The 16,012-nt window shown below is 53.6% G+C and carries 14 protein-coding genes; 6 read left to right on the top strand and 8 right to left on the bottom strand.

The genetic code is table 11. The features are described 5' to 3' along the window. Positions 1 to 47 precede the first annotated feature (47 nt). The 7 genes from aldB to KQJ19_RS17300 form a co-directional block, all read right to left on the bottom strand. A complete protein-coding gene (gene aldB / locus KQJ19_RS17270) occupies positions 48 to 1,586 on the bottom strand; it encodes an aldehyde dehydrogenase AldB (protein ID WP_216403906.1) in 1,539 nt (512 codons plus the stop codon). Positions 1,587 to 1,678: 92 nt separating this feature from the next. Continuing rightward, entirely contained in the window at positions 1,679 to 2,830 is a 1,152-nt protein-coding gene (yiaY, locus tag KQJ19_RS17275) for an L-threonine dehydrogenase (RefSeq protein WP_049042802.1), read from the bottom strand. A 188-nt stretch (positions 2,831 to 3,018) separates the two neighbouring features. After that, positions 3,019 to 4,863, bottom strand: a complete 1,845-nt coding sequence (selB, locus tag KQJ19_RS17280; RefSeq protein ID WP_016157738.1) for a selenocysteine-specific translation elongation factor — start codon at positions 4,861 to 4,863, stop codon at positions 3,019 to 3,021. Next, positions 4,860 to 6,251: an L-seryl-tRNA(Sec) selenium transferase gene (selA, locus tag KQJ19_RS17285; RefSeq protein WP_016154951.1), complete on the bottom strand. Its 1,392-nt coding sequence runs from the start codon at positions 6,249 to 6,251 to the stop codon at positions 4,860 to 4,862. Before selA ends, selB begins: the two co-directional genes overlap by 4 nt. Before the next feature lie 98 nt (positions 6,252 to 6,349). Next, positions 6,350 to 6,958, bottom strand: coding sequence for a glutathione S-transferase (locus tag KQJ19_RS17290; RefSeq protein WP_047501319.1), 609 nt, complete (start codon positions 6,956 to 6,958; stop codon positions 6,350 to 6,352). Between the two features lie 70 nt (positions 6,959 to 7,028). After that, entirely contained in the window at positions 7,029 to 8,165 is a 1,137-nt protein-coding gene (locus tag KQJ19_RS17295; RefSeq protein WP_016157740.1) for an HlyD family secretion protein, read from the bottom strand. 2 nt (positions 8,166 to 8,167) lie between these two features. Beyond that, positions 8,168 to 8,530: a DUF3302 domain-containing protein gene (locus KQJ19_RS17300; RefSeq protein ID WP_103767001.1), complete on the bottom strand. Its 363-nt coding sequence runs from the start codon at positions 8,528 to 8,530 to the stop codon at positions 8,168 to 8,170. Between the two features lie 533 nt (positions 8,531 to 9,063). Between KQJ19_RS17300 and mtlA the strand changes: the two genes are divergently transcribed. The 3 genes from mtlA (at position 9,064) to mtlR (ending at position 12,935) form a co-directional block, all read left to right on the top strand. Next, a complete protein-coding gene (mtlA, locus tag KQJ19_RS17305) occupies positions 9,064 to 10,980 on the top strand; it encodes a PTS mannitol transporter subunit IICBA (RefSeq protein WP_047501314.1) in 1,917 nt (638 codons plus the stop codon). A 219-nt stretch (positions 10,981 to 11,199) separates the two neighbouring features. Next, positions 11,200 to 12,348: a mannitol-1-phosphate 5-dehydrogenase gene (gene mtlD, locus KQJ19_RS17310; RefSeq protein ID WP_065554396.1), complete on the top strand. Its 1,149-nt coding sequence runs from the start codon at positions 11,200 to 11,202 to the stop codon at positions 12,346 to 12,348. Next, the gene (gene mtlR / locus KQJ19_RS17315) at positions 12,345 to 12,935 is read left to right on the top strand and encodes a mannitol operon repressor MtlR (protein WP_005120486.1); all 591 of its coding nucleotides are present in this window, start codon (positions 12,345 to 12,347) and stop codon (positions 12,933 to 12,935) included. The genes mtlD and mtlR overlap by 4 nt, the downstream gene beginning before the upstream one ends. Before the next feature lie 12 nt (positions 12,936 to 12,947). Here the strand turns inward: mtlR and KQJ19_RS17320 are convergent, their stop codons facing one another. Next, entirely contained in the window at positions 12,948 to 13,154 is a 207-nt protein-coding gene (locus tag KQJ19_RS17320; protein WP_016154958.1) for a hypothetical protein, read from the bottom strand. Between the two features lie 292 nt (positions 13,155 to 13,446). Here KQJ19_RS17320 and KQJ19_RS17325 point away from each other — a divergent pair, with 292 nt between their 5' ends. The 3 genes from KQJ19_RS17325 to KQJ19_RS17335 all read left to right on the top strand — a co-directional run. Then, positions 13,447 to 13,809: a YibL family ribosome-associated protein gene (locus KQJ19_RS17325; protein ID WP_016154959.1), complete on the top strand. Its 363-nt coding sequence runs from the start codon at positions 13,447 to 13,449 to the stop codon at positions 13,807 to 13,809. Positions 13,810 to 14,071: 262 nt separating this feature from the next. Beyond that, positions 14,072 to 15,727 carry an L-lactate permease gene (lldP, locus tag KQJ19_RS17330; protein WP_016154960.1) on the top strand — a complete coding sequence of 552 codons (1,656 nt, stop codon included), beginning with the start codon at positions 14,072 to 14,074 and terminating at the stop codon, positions 15,725 to 15,727. Continuing rightward, a partial coding sequence (locus tag KQJ19_RS17335; RefSeq protein ID WP_216403907.1) for a GntR family transcriptional regulator occupies positions 15,724 to 16,012 on the top strand: 289 nt, incomplete at its 3' end. The genes lldP and KQJ19_RS17335, both read left to right, overlap by 4 nt.

Raw genomic sequence — 16,012 nt, forward strand, 5'->3', positions numbered from 1 at the left:
GAATAAAGATATGCCCGGCGCAAAACCGGGCAATAAGTGATGAGAAATTAAAATAGTCCCAGCGGTTTATCCGAGTAGCTCACCAGCAGACATTTGGTTTGCTGATAATGCTCGAGCATCATCTTATGCGTCTCGCGCCCGATGCCCGACTGCTTATAGCCACCGAATGCCGCATGGGCCGGGTAAACATGGTAACAGTTGGTCCAAACACGCCCCGCCTGAATCCCACGGCCCATCTTGTACGCCAGATTTCCGTTACGGCTCCAGACACCAGCGCCAAGCCCATATTGGGTGTCATTGGCGATTTCCAGCGCCTCTTCCATGGTTTTAAAGGTCGTGACGGCCAGCACAGGCCCGAAGATCTCTTCCTGGAAAACCCGCATGTTGTTCTTGCCAAACAGAATGGTTGGTTCGAGGTAATAACCTTCTTTTAAGTCACCATCCAGTTGCTTGCGCCGCCCGCCGGTGAGAACATCAGCCCCTTCTTTCTTACCAATATCGATGTAATTCAAAATGGTTTCCAGTTGACCATGCGAGACCTGCGCACCCATTTGCGTCACGCTGTCTAACGGGTTGCCGCTGCGAATACTCTCCACCCGGCGAATAGCTCTTTCCATAAAACGTTCGTAAATAGATTCCTGTACTAACGCACGGCTCGGACAGGTACACACTTCACCCTGATTGAAGGCAAACAGCGCGAAACCTTCCAGCGCTTTGTCAAAAAACGCATCTTCTTCATCCATCACATCAGCGAAGAAGATATTGGGCGATTTCCCACCCAGCTCCAGCGTGACGGGAATAATGTTCTGCGTGGCGTATTGCATGATCTGCTGCCCAACTTCCGTTGAGCCGGTAAACGCCACTTTCGCAATGCGTTTAGACGTCGCCAGATACTCACCGATTTCTCCACCCGCACCGTTTACCACGTTTACCACGCCAGGCGGGAGCAGATCGCCGATGACTTCCATCAGCAACAGCACGGACAGCGGCGTGAGGCGCGCGGGTTTAAGCACGACGCAGTTACCCGCCGCCAGCGCGGGCGCCATCTTCCAGCTGGCCATCAGCAGCGGGAAGTTCCACGGGATAATTTGCCCTACCACGCCAAGAGGTTCATGGAAGTGATAAGCCACGGTCTCGCTATCAACCTCGCTTATTCCCCCTTCCTGCGCACGAATACAGGAAGCGAAATAGCGGAAATGGTCAATCGCCAGCGGAACATCTGCCGCGCTGGTTTCGCGGATGGGCTTACCGTTATCCCAGGTTTCTGCCGTCGCCAGCAGTTCCAGGTTTTGCTCCATACGATCGGCGATTTTGAACAGTATCGCCGCCCTGTCCTGCACGGATGTCTGTGCCCACTTGTCTTTTACTTTGTGCGCGGCATCCAGTGCCAGATCGATATCCTTTTTGCCGGAAGAGGCCACTTCGCACAATAATTGCCCGGTTACCGGCGTCAGGTTTTGGTAATACTCGCCGTCCACCGGGGCAACCCAGTCACCGCCGATAAAGTTATCGTATCGGGCTTTTAACTTCAGAGGGTAACCATACTCGCCGGGATAAATACGCGTTGAAGGGGGGTTATTGGTCATGACCGTCTCCTTGCTGTAGGGGTACTACAAGGGTAGACGGGGCTGGCGAATTATTCGCCAGCCATTTACTGCTTTACGACAGGTATCACGAATTACATGGCAGCGCGATAAATCGCCATGATTTCTTCATGAGTCGCCTGAATCGGGTTAGTGAAACCGCAGGCATCTTTCAGGGCATTGGTCGCCAGTACGGCAATATCCTCTTCCTTTACGTTCAACTCACGCAGACCGGCCGGGATATTCACTTTCTGCGCCAGTTCGCGGATCGCCGCGATGCAGGCTTCCGCCCCTTGCTCTGTGCTCAAGCCAGCAACGTCCACGCCCATTGCCGCAGCGCAATCACGCAGGCGAGCGGCAGCCACTTTGCTATTGAAGACCTGCACATGCGGCAGCAGCACTGCGTTACATACACCGTGCGGCAGATCGTAGAAGCCACCCAACTGGTGCGCCATTGCGTGCACATAACCAAGAGAAGCGTTGTTAAAAGCCATGCCCGCGAGGAACTGCGCGTAAGCCATGGCTTCGCGCGCCTGAGCATTGCTGCCATCTGCAACGGCGACCGGAAGGTTTTCCGCAATCATGGTGACCGCTTTCAACGCGCACGCATCGGTAATCGGCGTTGCAGCAATAGACACGTAGGCTTCAATGGCGTGGGTCAGCGCATCCATACCGGTTGCCGCTGTCAGGGACTTCGGCATGCCGACCATCAGCGAGGAGTCATTAACGGACAGCAGCGGCGTAACGTGCTTATCCACAATCGCCATTTTAATGTGGCGTACTTCATCGGTAATGATGCAGAAACGGGTCATTTCAGATGCCGTGCCCGCGGTGGTGTTAATGGCGATCATCGGCAGCTGTGGTTTTGCAGAACGGTCCACACCTTCGTAATCGCGAATATCGCCGCCGTTAGCCGCCACCAGCGCAATGCCCTTCGCACAATCGTGCGGAGAACCGCCGCCGAGGGAAATAACGCTATCACATTCATTTTCTTTCAGTATATGCAGGCCAGCAGCGACGTTACTGGTCGTGGGATTAGGATGCGTACCGTCGAAAATTACGCTGAAAATATCACGTTCCTGTAATGCTTTTTGAATCTCGCCAGCCATACCTAATTTTGTCAGCATGGCATCCGTGACAATCAGCGTACGACGAAAACCATATTCCGCCATTGTATTCATTGCGTCTTTTAATGAATCAGCGCCAATTACATTCACGGAAGGAATAAAAAATGTTGAAGCAGCCATTGTACGATCCTTAATTACTCTAAAGAGTCAGGAAGCATACGAGTGAAATATCCAACAAAATATGATCGTGGTTGTTATTTTAATAACACCCACAATTAAAAAGCACATTAGGTTCATAATCTAATGTGCTTATTTCAATCAATATTTATTTTGTATTAATTCATTTAATTCCTGAATTAATTGTTTCATTACTTTTCGGGAAACAACAAAGCATCGCGTAATAAATGATCATTTCCCCGTCGACGCGTAAAACCAATGCGGTCAAAATATTCCAGAATCTGGATAGCCAATTTGCGTCCAACGTTAAGCCTGTCGCGGAAATCGGCAGCACAAGTCGATCCTTTCTCCTGATCCAGTTCGCGGATCATATTGGCAAAGGCCACAATCCGATCGTTACGGTAATAGCGATCTTTGACGATCGCGGTGATGATGCCTTGCTGCGCTGCTTGTCGTAACGCCACACGCATCATCTGCTCATCTGTGCCCGTCTGTTTTGCCAAATCGCGCACCCACCACGGCTCATCGCCAAAAAGCGGTTCTGCTTTTTGCCAGATAGCCTGCTGCTCTTCGCTGAAACCGGCCTTATGATCCGGCAAATGCAGCCAGCCATGATGGCTATGGATGGCGCCGCTCTCACGCATCTTTTCAATCAGCAGCAGGACCAGCGCTTCATCTTCCATCGGCAAAGCCATACGGCGCAGGCGTTCTCGCCCAGGTCCTGGTTCATCACGGTGCTGCTCGTGGTACGTTGCCAGCGTATCAAGGACTTTCCGCTGCCAGCGCGCTGCAACGGCAGCATTCAACAGACTGTATCCCGCCTGAATAAAGCCATGCAGCTCAATCAACGGACGCATACCGTTGCCGTTGAGCTGGCGCGCCCAGGCGAAGTCAGGAATATTCACCGCCCCGCGCGTCAGATGCAGCGCCAGAGCTTCGCCGTCACTCTGTACCTTCTCCAGCGCTGCCAGCCACTGCAAATATTCCGGCTTACGCTTCCCGCGACGCGGCGGATTGAGCGTTACCACGCGCGCGCCAGCCAGCGTCGTGCGGGCCGAAATATCGCGTAGCACCAGACGGTCGTTATCGGCGAGCCAGAGCGGTGTATCAAACACCAGTTCCGCCAGCGTCCCTTCAAGCAGCGAGATTCTCCCGGTGACGTGGCTGGCCGCGTGGTGAATATGCAGCGGTTGCCACTGCATCAGCGGCGCGGCATGCTCCAAAGAGACAATCACGCGGGTAAACGCCTCTGGCGGTGCATCGGACAGCAGCCAGTCGCCGCGGTTAAGCTCTTCTTTTTGTGCATCACCGGCAATATTCAGCGCAATACGTTGCCCCGCCTGCGCGCGATCGGTGGCCTGATTTTGCGCATGCAAGCTACGTACGCGCATCGGTTTGTTGACGCCCGTGAGCCACAGCGTGTCACCAACAGTCACCTCACCGCTAAGCGCCGTCCCGGTCACCACCAGACCCGCGCCTTTGACCGTAAAGGCACGGTCAATCGCCAGGCGAAAGCTGCAATCGCGGGCATGCTCGCGCGACGTTAATTGCTGTAAATGATCGCGCAGTTCTTCGATTCCACGACCTTCACTGGCCGCCGTCACGAACAGAACCGCATCGGCGAATCCATAGTTTTCAAGCGCAGTATGCACCTCAGTACGTACCGCGTTGATGCGATCGTCATCCACGCGATCGGCTTTCGTGAGCGCCACGGTGATCTGCGGGTTGCCCGTCAGTTGCAGAATTTGCAAATGCTCACGCGTTTGCGCCATCACGCCGTCATCACACGCCACCACCAGCAGCGCATGGTCGATCCCGCCGACACCCGCCAGCATGTTGGACAAAAACTTTTCGTGTCCGGGAACATCGATAAATCCCAGAATCCTTCCGTCCGGCTGCGGCCAGTAGGCATAACCGAGATCGATGGTCATGCCGCGCTTTTTTTCTTCCGGCAAACGGTCGGCATTCACGCCGGTAATCGCCTGTAATAACGTTGTTTTTCCGTGGTCAACGTGTCCGGCGGTTGCAATAATCATTTCAGCATCATCTCCATAAACCGGGTCTCGTCCTCAAGGCAGCGCAGATCCAGCCATAAGCGACCATCATAAATTCGCCCAATGATCGGCACAGGCAGCGCACGCCAACGGGCGGCCAGTGCTTCGAGGCGGCTACCGCGCCCGTCATGTGGCGTAAAGGTTAATGCCGCGCTGGGCAGCCTATCAACAGGTAGCGAACCGCTGCCTATCTGCGATAAACAAGGCATAACGTTCAGGGCGAATTCGTCGCCGTAATGATCAGCAAGCCGTGCCTGTAATTGTTGTGCCTGCGCGTGGACAGCCTCCTGCGAGCGGGTGAGCTGGCGTAACGTCGGCAACTTCGCTGCCAGCGCTTCCGGGTGCAGGTAGAGCCGCAGCGTCGCTTCCAGCGCAGCCAGCGTCATTTTATCAGCCCGTAATGCACGTTTCAGCGGATGGCTCTGTAAGCGCGCGATCATCTCTTTTTTACCGACAATAATCCCTGCCTGCGGCCCTCCCAGTAATTTATCGCCAGAGAAGCTCACCAGGCTAACGCCAGCGGCAATCAGCTGTTGCGGCATCGGCTCCTGCGGTAATCCATACTGGCTGAGATCAACCAGCGAGCCGCTGCCGAGATCCGCCACTACCGGAACATCCAGCTCCTTGCCAATAGTGGCCAGCTCTGCCTCATCCACCGACTTCGTAAAGCCTTCGATGCTGTAATTACTGGTATGCACTTTCATCAGCAGACCGGTGTTTTCATTTACCGCCTGACGATAATCTTTCGTGTGGGTCCGGTTGGTGGTACCCACTTCGCGCAGAATACATCCGGCCTGACACATCACGTCCGGAATACGAAATGCGCCGCCAATTTCTACCAGTTCTCCACGTGAAACGACCACCTCTTTGCCGTTAGCCGTGGCCGCCAGCATCAGCAAAACTGCTGCCGCATTGTTATTGACGATACAGGCGTCTTCCGCCCCCGTCAGACGGCAGAGTAAATCCGCCAGGGCCCGATCCCGATGTCCACGCCCGGCATCATCCAGGCTGTATTCCAGCGTCACCGGCGTGCGCATCGCCTGCACCACCGCCTCGATCGCTTCTTCGGCCTGCGATGCGCGCCCAAGATTGGTATGCAGCACCGTTCCGGTCAGGTTAATTACCGGACGCAGCGCACTTTGCGATTCTCGTTCCAGCCGGGCGCAGGCCTCTTGCGCCCAGTCCTCACACCATGCCGGGAGCGCGTGCGTGTCGCGAATAGCTTCTCTGGCTTCGTCGAGCATGTGACGCAGCAGGTCAACCACCCGGGTATGACCGTGAGACTCACGTAAAGCTGGGAAGGCGCTATCGCGCAATAAACGATCGATCGCAGGAAGCTGGCTGTAGAGTGAACGCATGTCGGTTGTCATGAAAGGGCCTGGCTGTTGGTGGCCCTCTCCACCGTGGAGAGGGATATCGATATAGGAAGGATTGTACCGTGACTTTGCTTAGGCGAGTATAATGTGTATCAAGCCTTTGGCGGTTCCGTACGGGCAAAACTTTCGCGTTGAAAGAGCGTTTCCACCAGTTTGACCAGACGCGGGCGATCAACACACCAGCCGGGCGCAACCCGACGGAAATTGAGATAACCGACGGCACAGGCAATCGCAATGGTTGCCAGGTTAACCGTATCCGTTTTCAGCGTACCCTCCGCCAGATAACCTTCCAGCATATCCAGACTACGGGTAATCTTTTCTCGCTGGCGTAACAGTTCGGTTTCTGACTGCTGCGCGGCGGGGCGAGCCTGTTCGCGTACCGAGACTAAACCGGCATCCATAATGCCATCGGCCAGCGCTTCCAACTGGCGTACCTTCAGCGCCGCCAGTGGTTCACGCGGCAGCATCGCTGGCGCAATATCCAGCAGTTCTATGTATTCCGCGATGATCGGAGAGTCAAACCAGTACTCGCCCTCATCGGTAACCAACGCGGGCACTTTTCCTAACGGGTTATAGCGTGCCACGCCGTTATCTGCGTTATAGGGGAGTTCATTCACAAATTCGAAGGTGATGCCCTTTTCCAGTAACAGAATAGAAATTTTACGCACAAAAGGGCTGGTATAGCTGCCAATGAGTTTCATGCCGGGTCCTTTTTGCCAACAAAAATATCAGTATGGCTCAGGTCAGTGCAAATGGCAGGTGATGACGGTCTCAATGATCCAAATAAAGGTAATGCATCCAGCTGGTCATGCGCAGCAGCACTTTACGCATCACTGAAACGTGAGCGAAATGGTCGGAATAGACCGCCACCTGGGCATAGATACCGTCCGGCAACGCATCCACATCGGCATTGGGAGCCAGCTCAATCGTGGCCAGCACGCCATCGGTACCCGGCACCACCGTTAAGGACTGTAATGCTCCCTGCGCCTGATAAGAACCGCCCGGAACAACCGGCAGAATGCTGGTGAGCTTGCCGGAGAATACCTGGCCTGGCAGCGCGTTGAAGACCACTTCCGCTTCATCACCCGGTTTAAGGCGCAGCAACGAATTCTGGCGGAATTGCGCCACGATTTGCCGTTTTTGTTCCGGAATAAATACCATCACCGGGCGCAGAGGCAGCGCGGCGGCATAGGTCCCGGGCCGGATAAGCACCTGCGTTACATAACCGTTGCTGGGCGCACGTACGATAGTCTGTTCAAGATTGTATTTGGCTTCAGCGAGCTGGGCGCGCAGAGACGCAACCTGAGATTGCTCTCCATTGACCATACTGTCTAACTGGCTCTGAATCTGCGTCTGTTCGGCAACGGAGCCTTTGACCAGCGCATCCTGCGCCAGGTAGTTTTGCCGGGCATTGTCGATGTCGCTTTCAGAGAATGGATTAACCTTCGCCTGACTACCCTTCAAATAGCGTTGATAATCTTTATACAGGCGATCTCGTTCAGCGGAAACGCGGGTGGTATTGGCTACGGCTTCAGACAGCTGCGCTTTCATATTGTCGATGTTGTGCGTAGCGGTCACCAGGTCGGCCTGCAGCCTGTCGACCCGCGCCTGATAACGAACGGGATCGAGTTTAAATAACACCTCGCCTTTTTTAATCAGCTGATTATTTTTATCTGTCACCTCACTAACAATTCCGGTGACCTGTGGGGTAACAGGAATTGAAATAACCGCCTTTTGCGCCGTAAAGGTATACGGGTGGTTATAGTTCATTAATAAAATGAGTCCCGCCACAATAAACACCCCACCTAATGCGGCGGTAGCAAGCGTCCATTGATTTACCGGAATACGGAATATTTTAAAAATGGCCCAGGCGAATGCCACATAGGTCAGGACAATCAACAAGTCCATGATCAAATCTCCGGAAAGGTGGAGTTATCGTTTTTTTTGTCCCCATCCAGTCTATTTTCCAACTGGGTGATGCGCGCGGCCAGCGCGGCAATTTCAGGGTCAGGTTCCTTCCCGGACGGCGTGATGTGGGACTGCATTCCCCAGCCTCGTTCTGGCTGATAGAGCGTGGCCCAGATCCACAGGAAGGGCCAAATAACATGCAGCGTAAATAAGCTCACCCAACCCGCCGTATGGATGGCATCGGCATGGGGATGGTTGCGCTTCTTAGCCATGTTATAGGGAATATCATGGATGGCGATGATTCCGTAAAACAGAACCAGAAAAACGAAGATCAGCACACCTAACGCGAAATAGTTTAGAAACATACCCGCCTCGTATTCACGCTAATCAGAGCTTTCAATTGCAGGCAGCCGAAAGGAGTCATGGCTGGTAATTTGAACATAATTGCAGTTAGTCATTTCCGCCATACCACCAGGGTATAAATTTTCAGGTTGATGGCTTGCGGGGTAGTTGCAAGAAATAGGTGATGAAACAGAATCCGCTCCAGATCACACCAGGAGAAATCCAGACAAATATTTATTGCGAAGTAGATCACAAATACCCAACAAACAGCCAAAACAAAAACGTGAACAACTTCACACTTAACGCCCGTTTTTAGCCAATTCTTGACCTGTGATGTTTTTTTGTACCGATATTTTGTGATGAAAATCACATTAACTAACGCCATACACCCTATATTTACGTGACAAACGTCACATAAAAAGTCGTCGACTGGACAGTTGAACGATTCAGTGCCAGATTTCGCAGTATCTACAGGGTCCGGCTACCTCCTGCCGCTACATTAACAAACCTCGGGCTTTAAGCCTGCGCGATAGCAAACATAAGAAGGGGTGTTTTTATGTCATCCGATATTAAGATCAAAGTGCAAAGCTTTGGTCGATTCCTCAGTAACATGGTGATGCCAAATATCGGCGCGTTTATCGCGTGGGGTATTATCACCGCATTATTCATTCCGACGGGGTGGTTGCCGAACGAAACGCTGGCGAAGCTTGTCGGCCCAATGATCACCTATCTGCTGCCGCTGCTGATCGGTTATACCGGTGGTAAGCTGGTTGGCGGCGAGCGTGGCGGCGTGGTGGGCGCTATCACCACCATGGGCGTTATCGTCGGTGCCGATATGCCAATGTTCCTCGGCGCGATGATCGCAGGTCCGCTGGGCGGCTGGGCTATCAAACATTTCGACAACTGGGTAGACGGTAAGATCAAGTCCGGTTTTGAGATGCTGGTGAATAACTTCTCCGCAGGCATCATCGGGATGATCCTCGCCATTCTGGCATTCCTTGGCATTGGCCCATTGGTTGAAGCACTGTCCAAAATCCTGGCGGCAGGCGTTAACTTCATGGTTGTCCATGACATGCTGCCGCTGGCGTCTATCTTCGTTGAACCGGCGAAAATCCTGTTCCTCAACAACGCCATCAACCACGGTATTTTCTCACCGCTGGGTATTCAGCAGTCCCATGAGATGGGCAAATCCATCTTCTTCCTGATTGAAGCTAACCCGGGTCCGGGTATGGGCGTTCTGCTGGCATACATGTTCTTCGGTCGCGGCAGCGCTAAGCAGTCTGCAGGCGGCGCGGCTATCATCCACTTCCTGGGTGGTATCCACGAAATTTACTTCCCGTACGTGCTGATGAACCCGCGTCTGATCCTGGCCGTTATCCTCGGCGGTATGACTGGCGTATTTACCCTGACTATCCTGAACGGCGGCCTGGTTTCTCCGGCTTCTCCGGGTTCTATCCTGGCCGTACTGGCAATGACGCCGAAGGGTGCTTACTTCGCGAACATCGCTGCTATCTGTGCCGCAATGGCTGTCTCCTTTGTCGTCTCAGCCATTCTGCTGAAAACCAGCAAAGTGAAAGAAGATGATGACATTGATGCCGCAACTCGTCGTATGCACGACATGAAAGCGGAATCCAAAGGTGCATCTCCGCTGGCGGCTGGCGACGTGACTAACGACCTGAGCCATGTGCGTAAAATCATCGTTGCCTGCGATGCAGGTATGGGCTCCAGCGCCATGGGTGCGGGCGTACTGCGCAAGAAAGTGCAGGATGCCGGTCTGTCTCAGATTTCCGTCACCAACAGCGCGATTAACAATCTGCCGCCGGATGTCGATCTGGTCATTACCCACCGTGACCTGACCGAACGTGCGATGCGCCAGGTGCCTCAGGCGCAGCACATTTCGCTGACCAACTTCCTCGACAGCGCCCTGTACTCCAGCCTGACCGAACGTCTGGTTGCTGCACAGCGCCACAACGTGAACGAAGAGAAAGTCCGCGATCACCTGAAAGACAGCTTCGAAGAGGGTGATACCCACCTGTTCAAACTGGGTGCGGAGAATATCTTCCTCGGCCGTAAAGCCACTAACAAAGAAGAAGCGATTCGCTTTGCCGGTGAGCAACTGGTGAAAGGCGGCTACGTTGAGCCAGAATACGTCGAGGCGATGCTGGACCGCGAAAAACTGACCCCGACTTACCTCGGTGAGTCCATCGCAGTGCCGCACGGTACGGTTGAAGCCAAAGACCGCGTGCTGAAAACCGGCGTGGTGTTCTGCCAGTACCCGGAAGGCGTGCGCTTCGGTGAAGAAGAAGACGACATTGCCCGCCTGGTCATTGGTATCGCCGCACGTAACAATGAACATATCCAGGTGATCACCAGCCTGACCAACGCTCTGGATGACGAATCCGTGATCGAACGTCTGGCCCATACCACCAGCGTGGATGAAGTTCTGGAACTGCTGGCAGGTAAAAAAGCTTAACCATTAAGTATCTCCAAAATAGTTCGAGCTGCAGAAAGGCGGCAACGCAGCGAATCCCAGGAGCGTACATAAGTACGTGACTGGGGTGAGCGAGGAGAGCCAACGCATCTGCAGTTCGAAATATGAAGGCGATATCCTCTCCCTTGTGGAGAGGGTTAGGTTGAGGGAAACGCCTCACCCCAGCCCTCTTGGGTAAAAACATTAATGAAGGTTAATACTATGAAAGCATTACATTTTGGCGCAGGTAATATCGGTCGTGGCTTTATCGGCAAACTGCTGGCGGACGCGGGGATACAACTGACGTTCGCGGATGTAAACCAGGTCGTGCTCGATGCCCTGAATGCCCGTCATAGCTATCAGGTTCATGTGGTGGGTGAAAACGAGCAGGTTGATACCGTTTCCGGCGTCAACGCCGTGAGCAGCATCGGCGATGATGTTGTCGATCTGATTGCCCAGGTAGATTTAGTCACTACCGCCGTCGGCCCGGTCGTGCTTGAGCGTATCGCTCCGGCCATCGCCAAAGGGCTGGTTAAACGCAAGGCGCAGGGCATCGCCACTCCGCTGAATATTATCGCCTGTGAAAACATGGTGCGCGGAACCACCCAGTTGAAAGGCCACGTTATGAACGCGCTGGCAGATGAAGACAAATCTTGGGTTGAAGAACATGTTGGCTTCGTCGATTCCGCCGTGGACCGCATTGTTCCCCCTTCGGCTTCTGCGACCAACGATCCGCTGGAAGTCACCGTCGAAACCTTCAGTGAGTGGATTGTCGACAAAACACAGTTCAAAGGCGAACTGCCTGACATCCCGGGAATGGAATTAACTGATAACCTGATGGCATTTGTCGAACGTAAACTCTTCACGCTGAACACCGGGCATGCTATAACCGCGTACCTCGGAAAATTGACCGGTCATCAGACCATCCGGGACGCGATTCTCGACGAGAAAATCCGTGCAGTGGTAAAAGGTGCGATGGAAGAGAGCGGCGCGGTACTGATCAAACGCTATGGCTTTGATGCAGCAAAACATGCGGCATACATTCAGAAAATCCTCGGTCGCTTTGAAAACCCGTATCTGAAAGATGACGTTGAGCGCGTGGGTCGTCAGCCGCTGCGTAAACTGAGCGCGGGCGACCGTCTGATTAAACCGCTGCTGGGCACGCTGGAGTATGGCCTGCCGCACGCGAATCTGGTCACCGGTATTGCTGCAGCGATGCACTATCGCAGTGAAGAAGATCCGCAGGCCCAGGAACTGGCCGCGCTGATTGACGAAAAAGGTCCACAGGCCGCGCTGGCACAGGTTTCCGGTCTGGATGCCAACAGTGATGTGGTGGCGGAGGCGGTTAACGCATATAACGCGACCAAATGATAGAGAATGTGGCGCAGGTCAGCCTGCGCCCAAATGACAGATTGTCAGATATGCAGGCAATAATGGAACAAACGCAGGCCTTTGAAAATCGTGTGCTTGAGCGTCTGAATGCTGGCAAAACCGTACGCAGCTTCCTCATCACCGCCGTAGAACTGCTCACCGAAGCGGTGAATATCCTTGTGCTTCAGGTATTTCGCAAAGACGACTATGCGGTAAAATATGCCGTAGAACCCCTGCTCGACGGCGACGGTCCGCTGGGCGATCTTTCCGTTCGTCTGAAGCTAATTTACGGTCTGGGCGTACTCAGCCGGCCGGAGTATGAAGATGCGGAGCTTCTGATGGCGCTGCGGGAAGAGTTAAACCATGACGGTAATGAATACGCGTTCACCGACGACGAAATTCTTGGCCCGTTTGGCGAACTCCACTGCGTGACGGCACTCCCGCCGCCACCGCAGTTTGATACCTCAGACTCAGGTTTGCACGCAATGCAGATTCAGCGCTACCAGCAGATGGTACGCTCCACGATGGTACTTTCCCTGACCGAGCTGATTTCTAAAATCAGCTTAAAAAAAGCCTTTCAAAAATAAGACCCTGCAGGCTTACTTCTCTTCCTGCTGCGGTCGATACAGCTGCCGATAATACGCCAGACGTTGCAGATACAGCTGCGCATTCTCCTGCGGTATTTCAGTAGGGACAACGTTGCGCGGTGGTGTTTTATTCAGATATTCGCGAAAAGCCTGGCTTGAAGCCATAAAATCGACCGTCTTATCAATAAGGGCCGAAACGTTCTCACCTATTTTCGCCATAATCTTCCCTCCTCCATGTATTAACCGCGCTCAGCCTGCGCGGTTGCTCATTTAAGTTTAGGATCGGTTGGGCGATTATATTGAGGAAAACGTGCTTCACTATGAACCCGTCAATAAAAAGCACTACGGCCGACCTTATCACTTAAAATTCCTTATTAATCAAAATGGTAGTATTTTCATTAGCTGAATAATACTTGCAACATTTGATTATTTATCTTCGATTAGTTGTGAATAATCCCGCTCTGCGCGCATACTATAGGATATTCATCCTATTTTTATCAGAAGCTATCCTATGAAAGAAGTCGAAAAAAACGAAATTAAACGCCTGAGCGATCGTCTGGACGCTATCCGCCACCAGCAGGCAGACCTGTCCCTGGTTGAAGCCGCCGACAAATATGCCGAGCTGGAGCAAGAGAAAGAAACGCTGGAAACCGAGATCGCGCGTCTGCGTGACGTCCACGGTCAGAAGCTGAGCAAAGAAGCGCAAAAGCTGGCGAAACTTCCGTTCCGTCGTGCTATCACCAAAAAAGAACAGGCCGACATGGGCAAGCTGAAGAAGAGCGTGCGCGGCCTGATCGTCGTTCACCCGATGACCGAGCTTGGCCGTGAAATGGGCCTGAAAGAGATGACGGGCTTCGCGAAGAGCGAGTTCTGATCTCCCACCGGGCAACATTCGCTTGCCCGGTCCTTCCCTTCCCCTCGCAATTGGCCCTACCAATTTCAGCCAGATCCTACCAGCACCTCACATTTCATTAAAATGTGCGTACAATGCCGTTGCCAATAAATAACATTTGATTAACCATTCATTGTCATTACCCCTACACAACAATATTGGCAGGGCCACTTTTACACATAATGTGACCAGGAGATGAGCACAGACTCATTCCATTATGTCGGCGGCCCCCAGGAGACCTGCAATGAATCTCTGGCAACAGAACTACGACCCGGCCGGTAACATCTGGCTTTCCAGTCTGATCGCATCGCTCCCTATCCTGTTCTTTTTCTTCGCCCTGATTAAGCTCAAGCTGAAAGGCTATGTTGCGGCGTCATGGACGGTGGTGATCGCTCTGACGGTCGCCCTGCTGTTTTACAAAATGCCGGTCGATCACGCTCTGGCTTCCGTGGTGTACGGCTTCTTCTATGGTTTGTGGCCAATTGCCTGGATCATTATCGCCGCGGTATTCGTCTATAAAATCTCGGTGAAAACCGGGCAGTTCGACATCATCCGCTCCTCAATACTCTCGATTACCCCGGACCAACGTCTGCAAATGCTGATTGTCGGTTTCTCCTTTGGCGCATTCCTCGAAGGGGCGGCAGGATTTGGCGCTCCGGTAGCGATTACCGCCGCACTGCTGGTTGGTCTGGGCTTTAATCCTCTGTACGCGGCAGGTTTGTGTCTGATCGTAAACACCGCTCCGGTCGCTTTTGGCGCAATGGGTATTCCGATTCTGGTTGCCGGTCAGGTTACCGGGCTGGATAGCTTCGAGATTGGTCAGATGGTGGGCCGTCAGTTACCGTTCCTGACCATTATCGTGTTGTTCTGGATTATGGCGATTATGGATGGCTGGCGCGGCGTAAAAGAGACCTGGCCTGCGGTGATGGTCGCTGGCGGCTCGTTTGCTATCGCGCAGTACCTCAGCTCTAACTTTATCGGGCCAGAACTGCCAGACATTATCTCGTCTCTGGTTTCGCTGGTCTGCCTGACGCTGTTCCTGAAACGCTGGCAGCCGGTACGCATCTTCCGCTTTGGCGATATGGGCGCTTCACAGGTCGATCAGACGCTGGCTCGCACCCACTATACCGCTGGACAGGTGGTCCGCGCCTGGTCTCCGTTCCTGTTCCTGACCGCCACCGTCACTCTGTGGAGCGTACCGCCGTTTAAAGCGCTGTTTGCGCCAGGCGGCGCGATGTACCACTGGGTGGTCAATATTCCAGTTCCGTACCTCGATAAGCTGGTTGCCCGTATGCCGCCGGTCGTACATGAAGCCACAGCCTACGCGGCGGTGTATAAATTTGACTGGTTCTCCGCAACCGGTACCGCGATTTTGTTTGCCGCCCTGCTGTCTATCGTCTGGTTGAAGATGAAGCCGTCCGCAGCGCTGCAGACTTTTGGCAGCACGCTGAAAGATCTGGCGTTACCTATTTACTCCATCGGAATGGTGCTGGCATTCGCGTTTATCTCAAACTACTCCGGGCTTTCATCAACCCTGGCGTTGGCCCTGGCACACACCGGCAGCGCGTTTACCTTCTTCTCACCGTTCCTCGGCTGGCTGGGGGTATTTCTGACCGGGTCCGACACCTCATCAAACGCACTGTTTGCCGCCCTGCAGGCTACGGCTGCTCAGCAAATCGGCGTTTCGGATGTGCTGATGGTTGCGGCAAATACCACTGGCGGCGTGACCGGCAAGATGATCTCGCCGCAATCTATCGCTATCGCCTGTGCGGCAGTGGGATTAGTGGGGAAAGAGTCTGACCTGTTCCGCTTTACCGTGAAACACAGCCTGATTTTCACCTGCATGGTGGGTGTGATTACCACGCTGCAGGCCTATGTCTTAACCTGGATGATTCCATGATAGTGATGCCCAGACGCCTGTCAGACGAAGTCGCATCTCGTGTGCGGGCGCTGATTGAAGAACAACAGCTGGAGGCGGGCATGAAGTTGCCCGCTGAGCGCCAACTGGCCGTACAGCTCGGCGTATCGCGTAACTCGCTGCGCGAGGCGTTAGCAAAGCTGGTCAGTGAAGGCATACTGATTAGCCGTCGTGGCGGCGGGACGTTTATCCGCTGGCAGCATGAGGCCTGGTCTGAACAAAACATCGTTCAGCCGCTGAAAACCCTGCTGGCGGACGATCCTGATT

The organism is Citrobacter sp. S46_ASV_140 (assembly GCF_018919545.1).
GTDB lineage: Bacteria > Pseudomonadota > Gammaproteobacteria > Enterobacterales > Enterobacteriaceae > Citrobacter > Citrobacter braakii.

Coding starts and splice junctions, on each gene's coding strand:
- selA (WP_016154951.1), bottom strand. CDS start 6,251: ATGACAACCGACATGCGTTCACTCTACAGCCAGCTTCCTGCGATCGAT.
- mtlA (WP_047501314.1), top strand. CDS start 9,064: ATGTCATCCGATATTAAGATCAAAGTGCAAAGCTTTGGTCGATTCCTC.
- KQJ19_RS17300 (WP_103767001.1), bottom strand. CDS start 8,530: ATGTTTCTAAACTATTTCGCGTTAGGTGTGCTGATCTTCGTTTTTCTG.
- KQJ19_RS17295 (WP_016157740.1), bottom strand. CDS start 8,165: ATGGACTTGTTGATTGTCCTGACCTATGTGGCATTCGCCTGGGCCATT.
- KQJ19_RS17290 (WP_047501319.1), bottom strand. CDS start 6,958: ATGAAACTCATTGGCAGCTATACCAGCCCTTTTGTGCGTAAAATTTCT.
- mtlD (WP_065554396.1), top strand. CDS start 11,200: ATGAAAGCATTACATTTTGGCGCAGGTAATATCGGTCGTGGCTTTATC.
- KQJ19_RS17320 (WP_016154958.1), bottom strand. CDS start 13,154: ATGGCGAAAATAGGTGAGAACGTTTCGGCCCTTATTGATAAGACGGTC.
- selB (WP_016157738.1), bottom strand. CDS start 4,863: ATGATTATTGCAACCGCCGGACACGTTGACCACGGAAAAACAACGTTA.
- KQJ19_RS17325 (WP_016154959.1), top strand. CDS start 13,447: ATGAAAGAAGTCGAAAAAAACGAAATTAAACGCCTGAGCGATCGTCTG.
- aldB (WP_216403906.1), bottom strand. CDS start 1,586: ATGACCAATAACCCCCCTTCAACGCGTATTTATCCCGGCGAGTATGGT.
- mtlR (WP_005120486.1), top strand. CDS start 12,345: ATGATAGAGAATGTGGCGCAGGTCAGCCTGCGCCCAAATGACAGATTG.
- yiaY (WP_049042802.1), bottom strand. CDS start 2,830: ATGGCTGCTTCAACATTTTTTATTCCTTCCGTGAATGTAATTGGCGCT.
- lldP (WP_016154960.1), top strand. CDS start 14,072: ATGAATCTCTGGCAACAGAACTACGACCCGGCCGGTAACATCTGGCTT.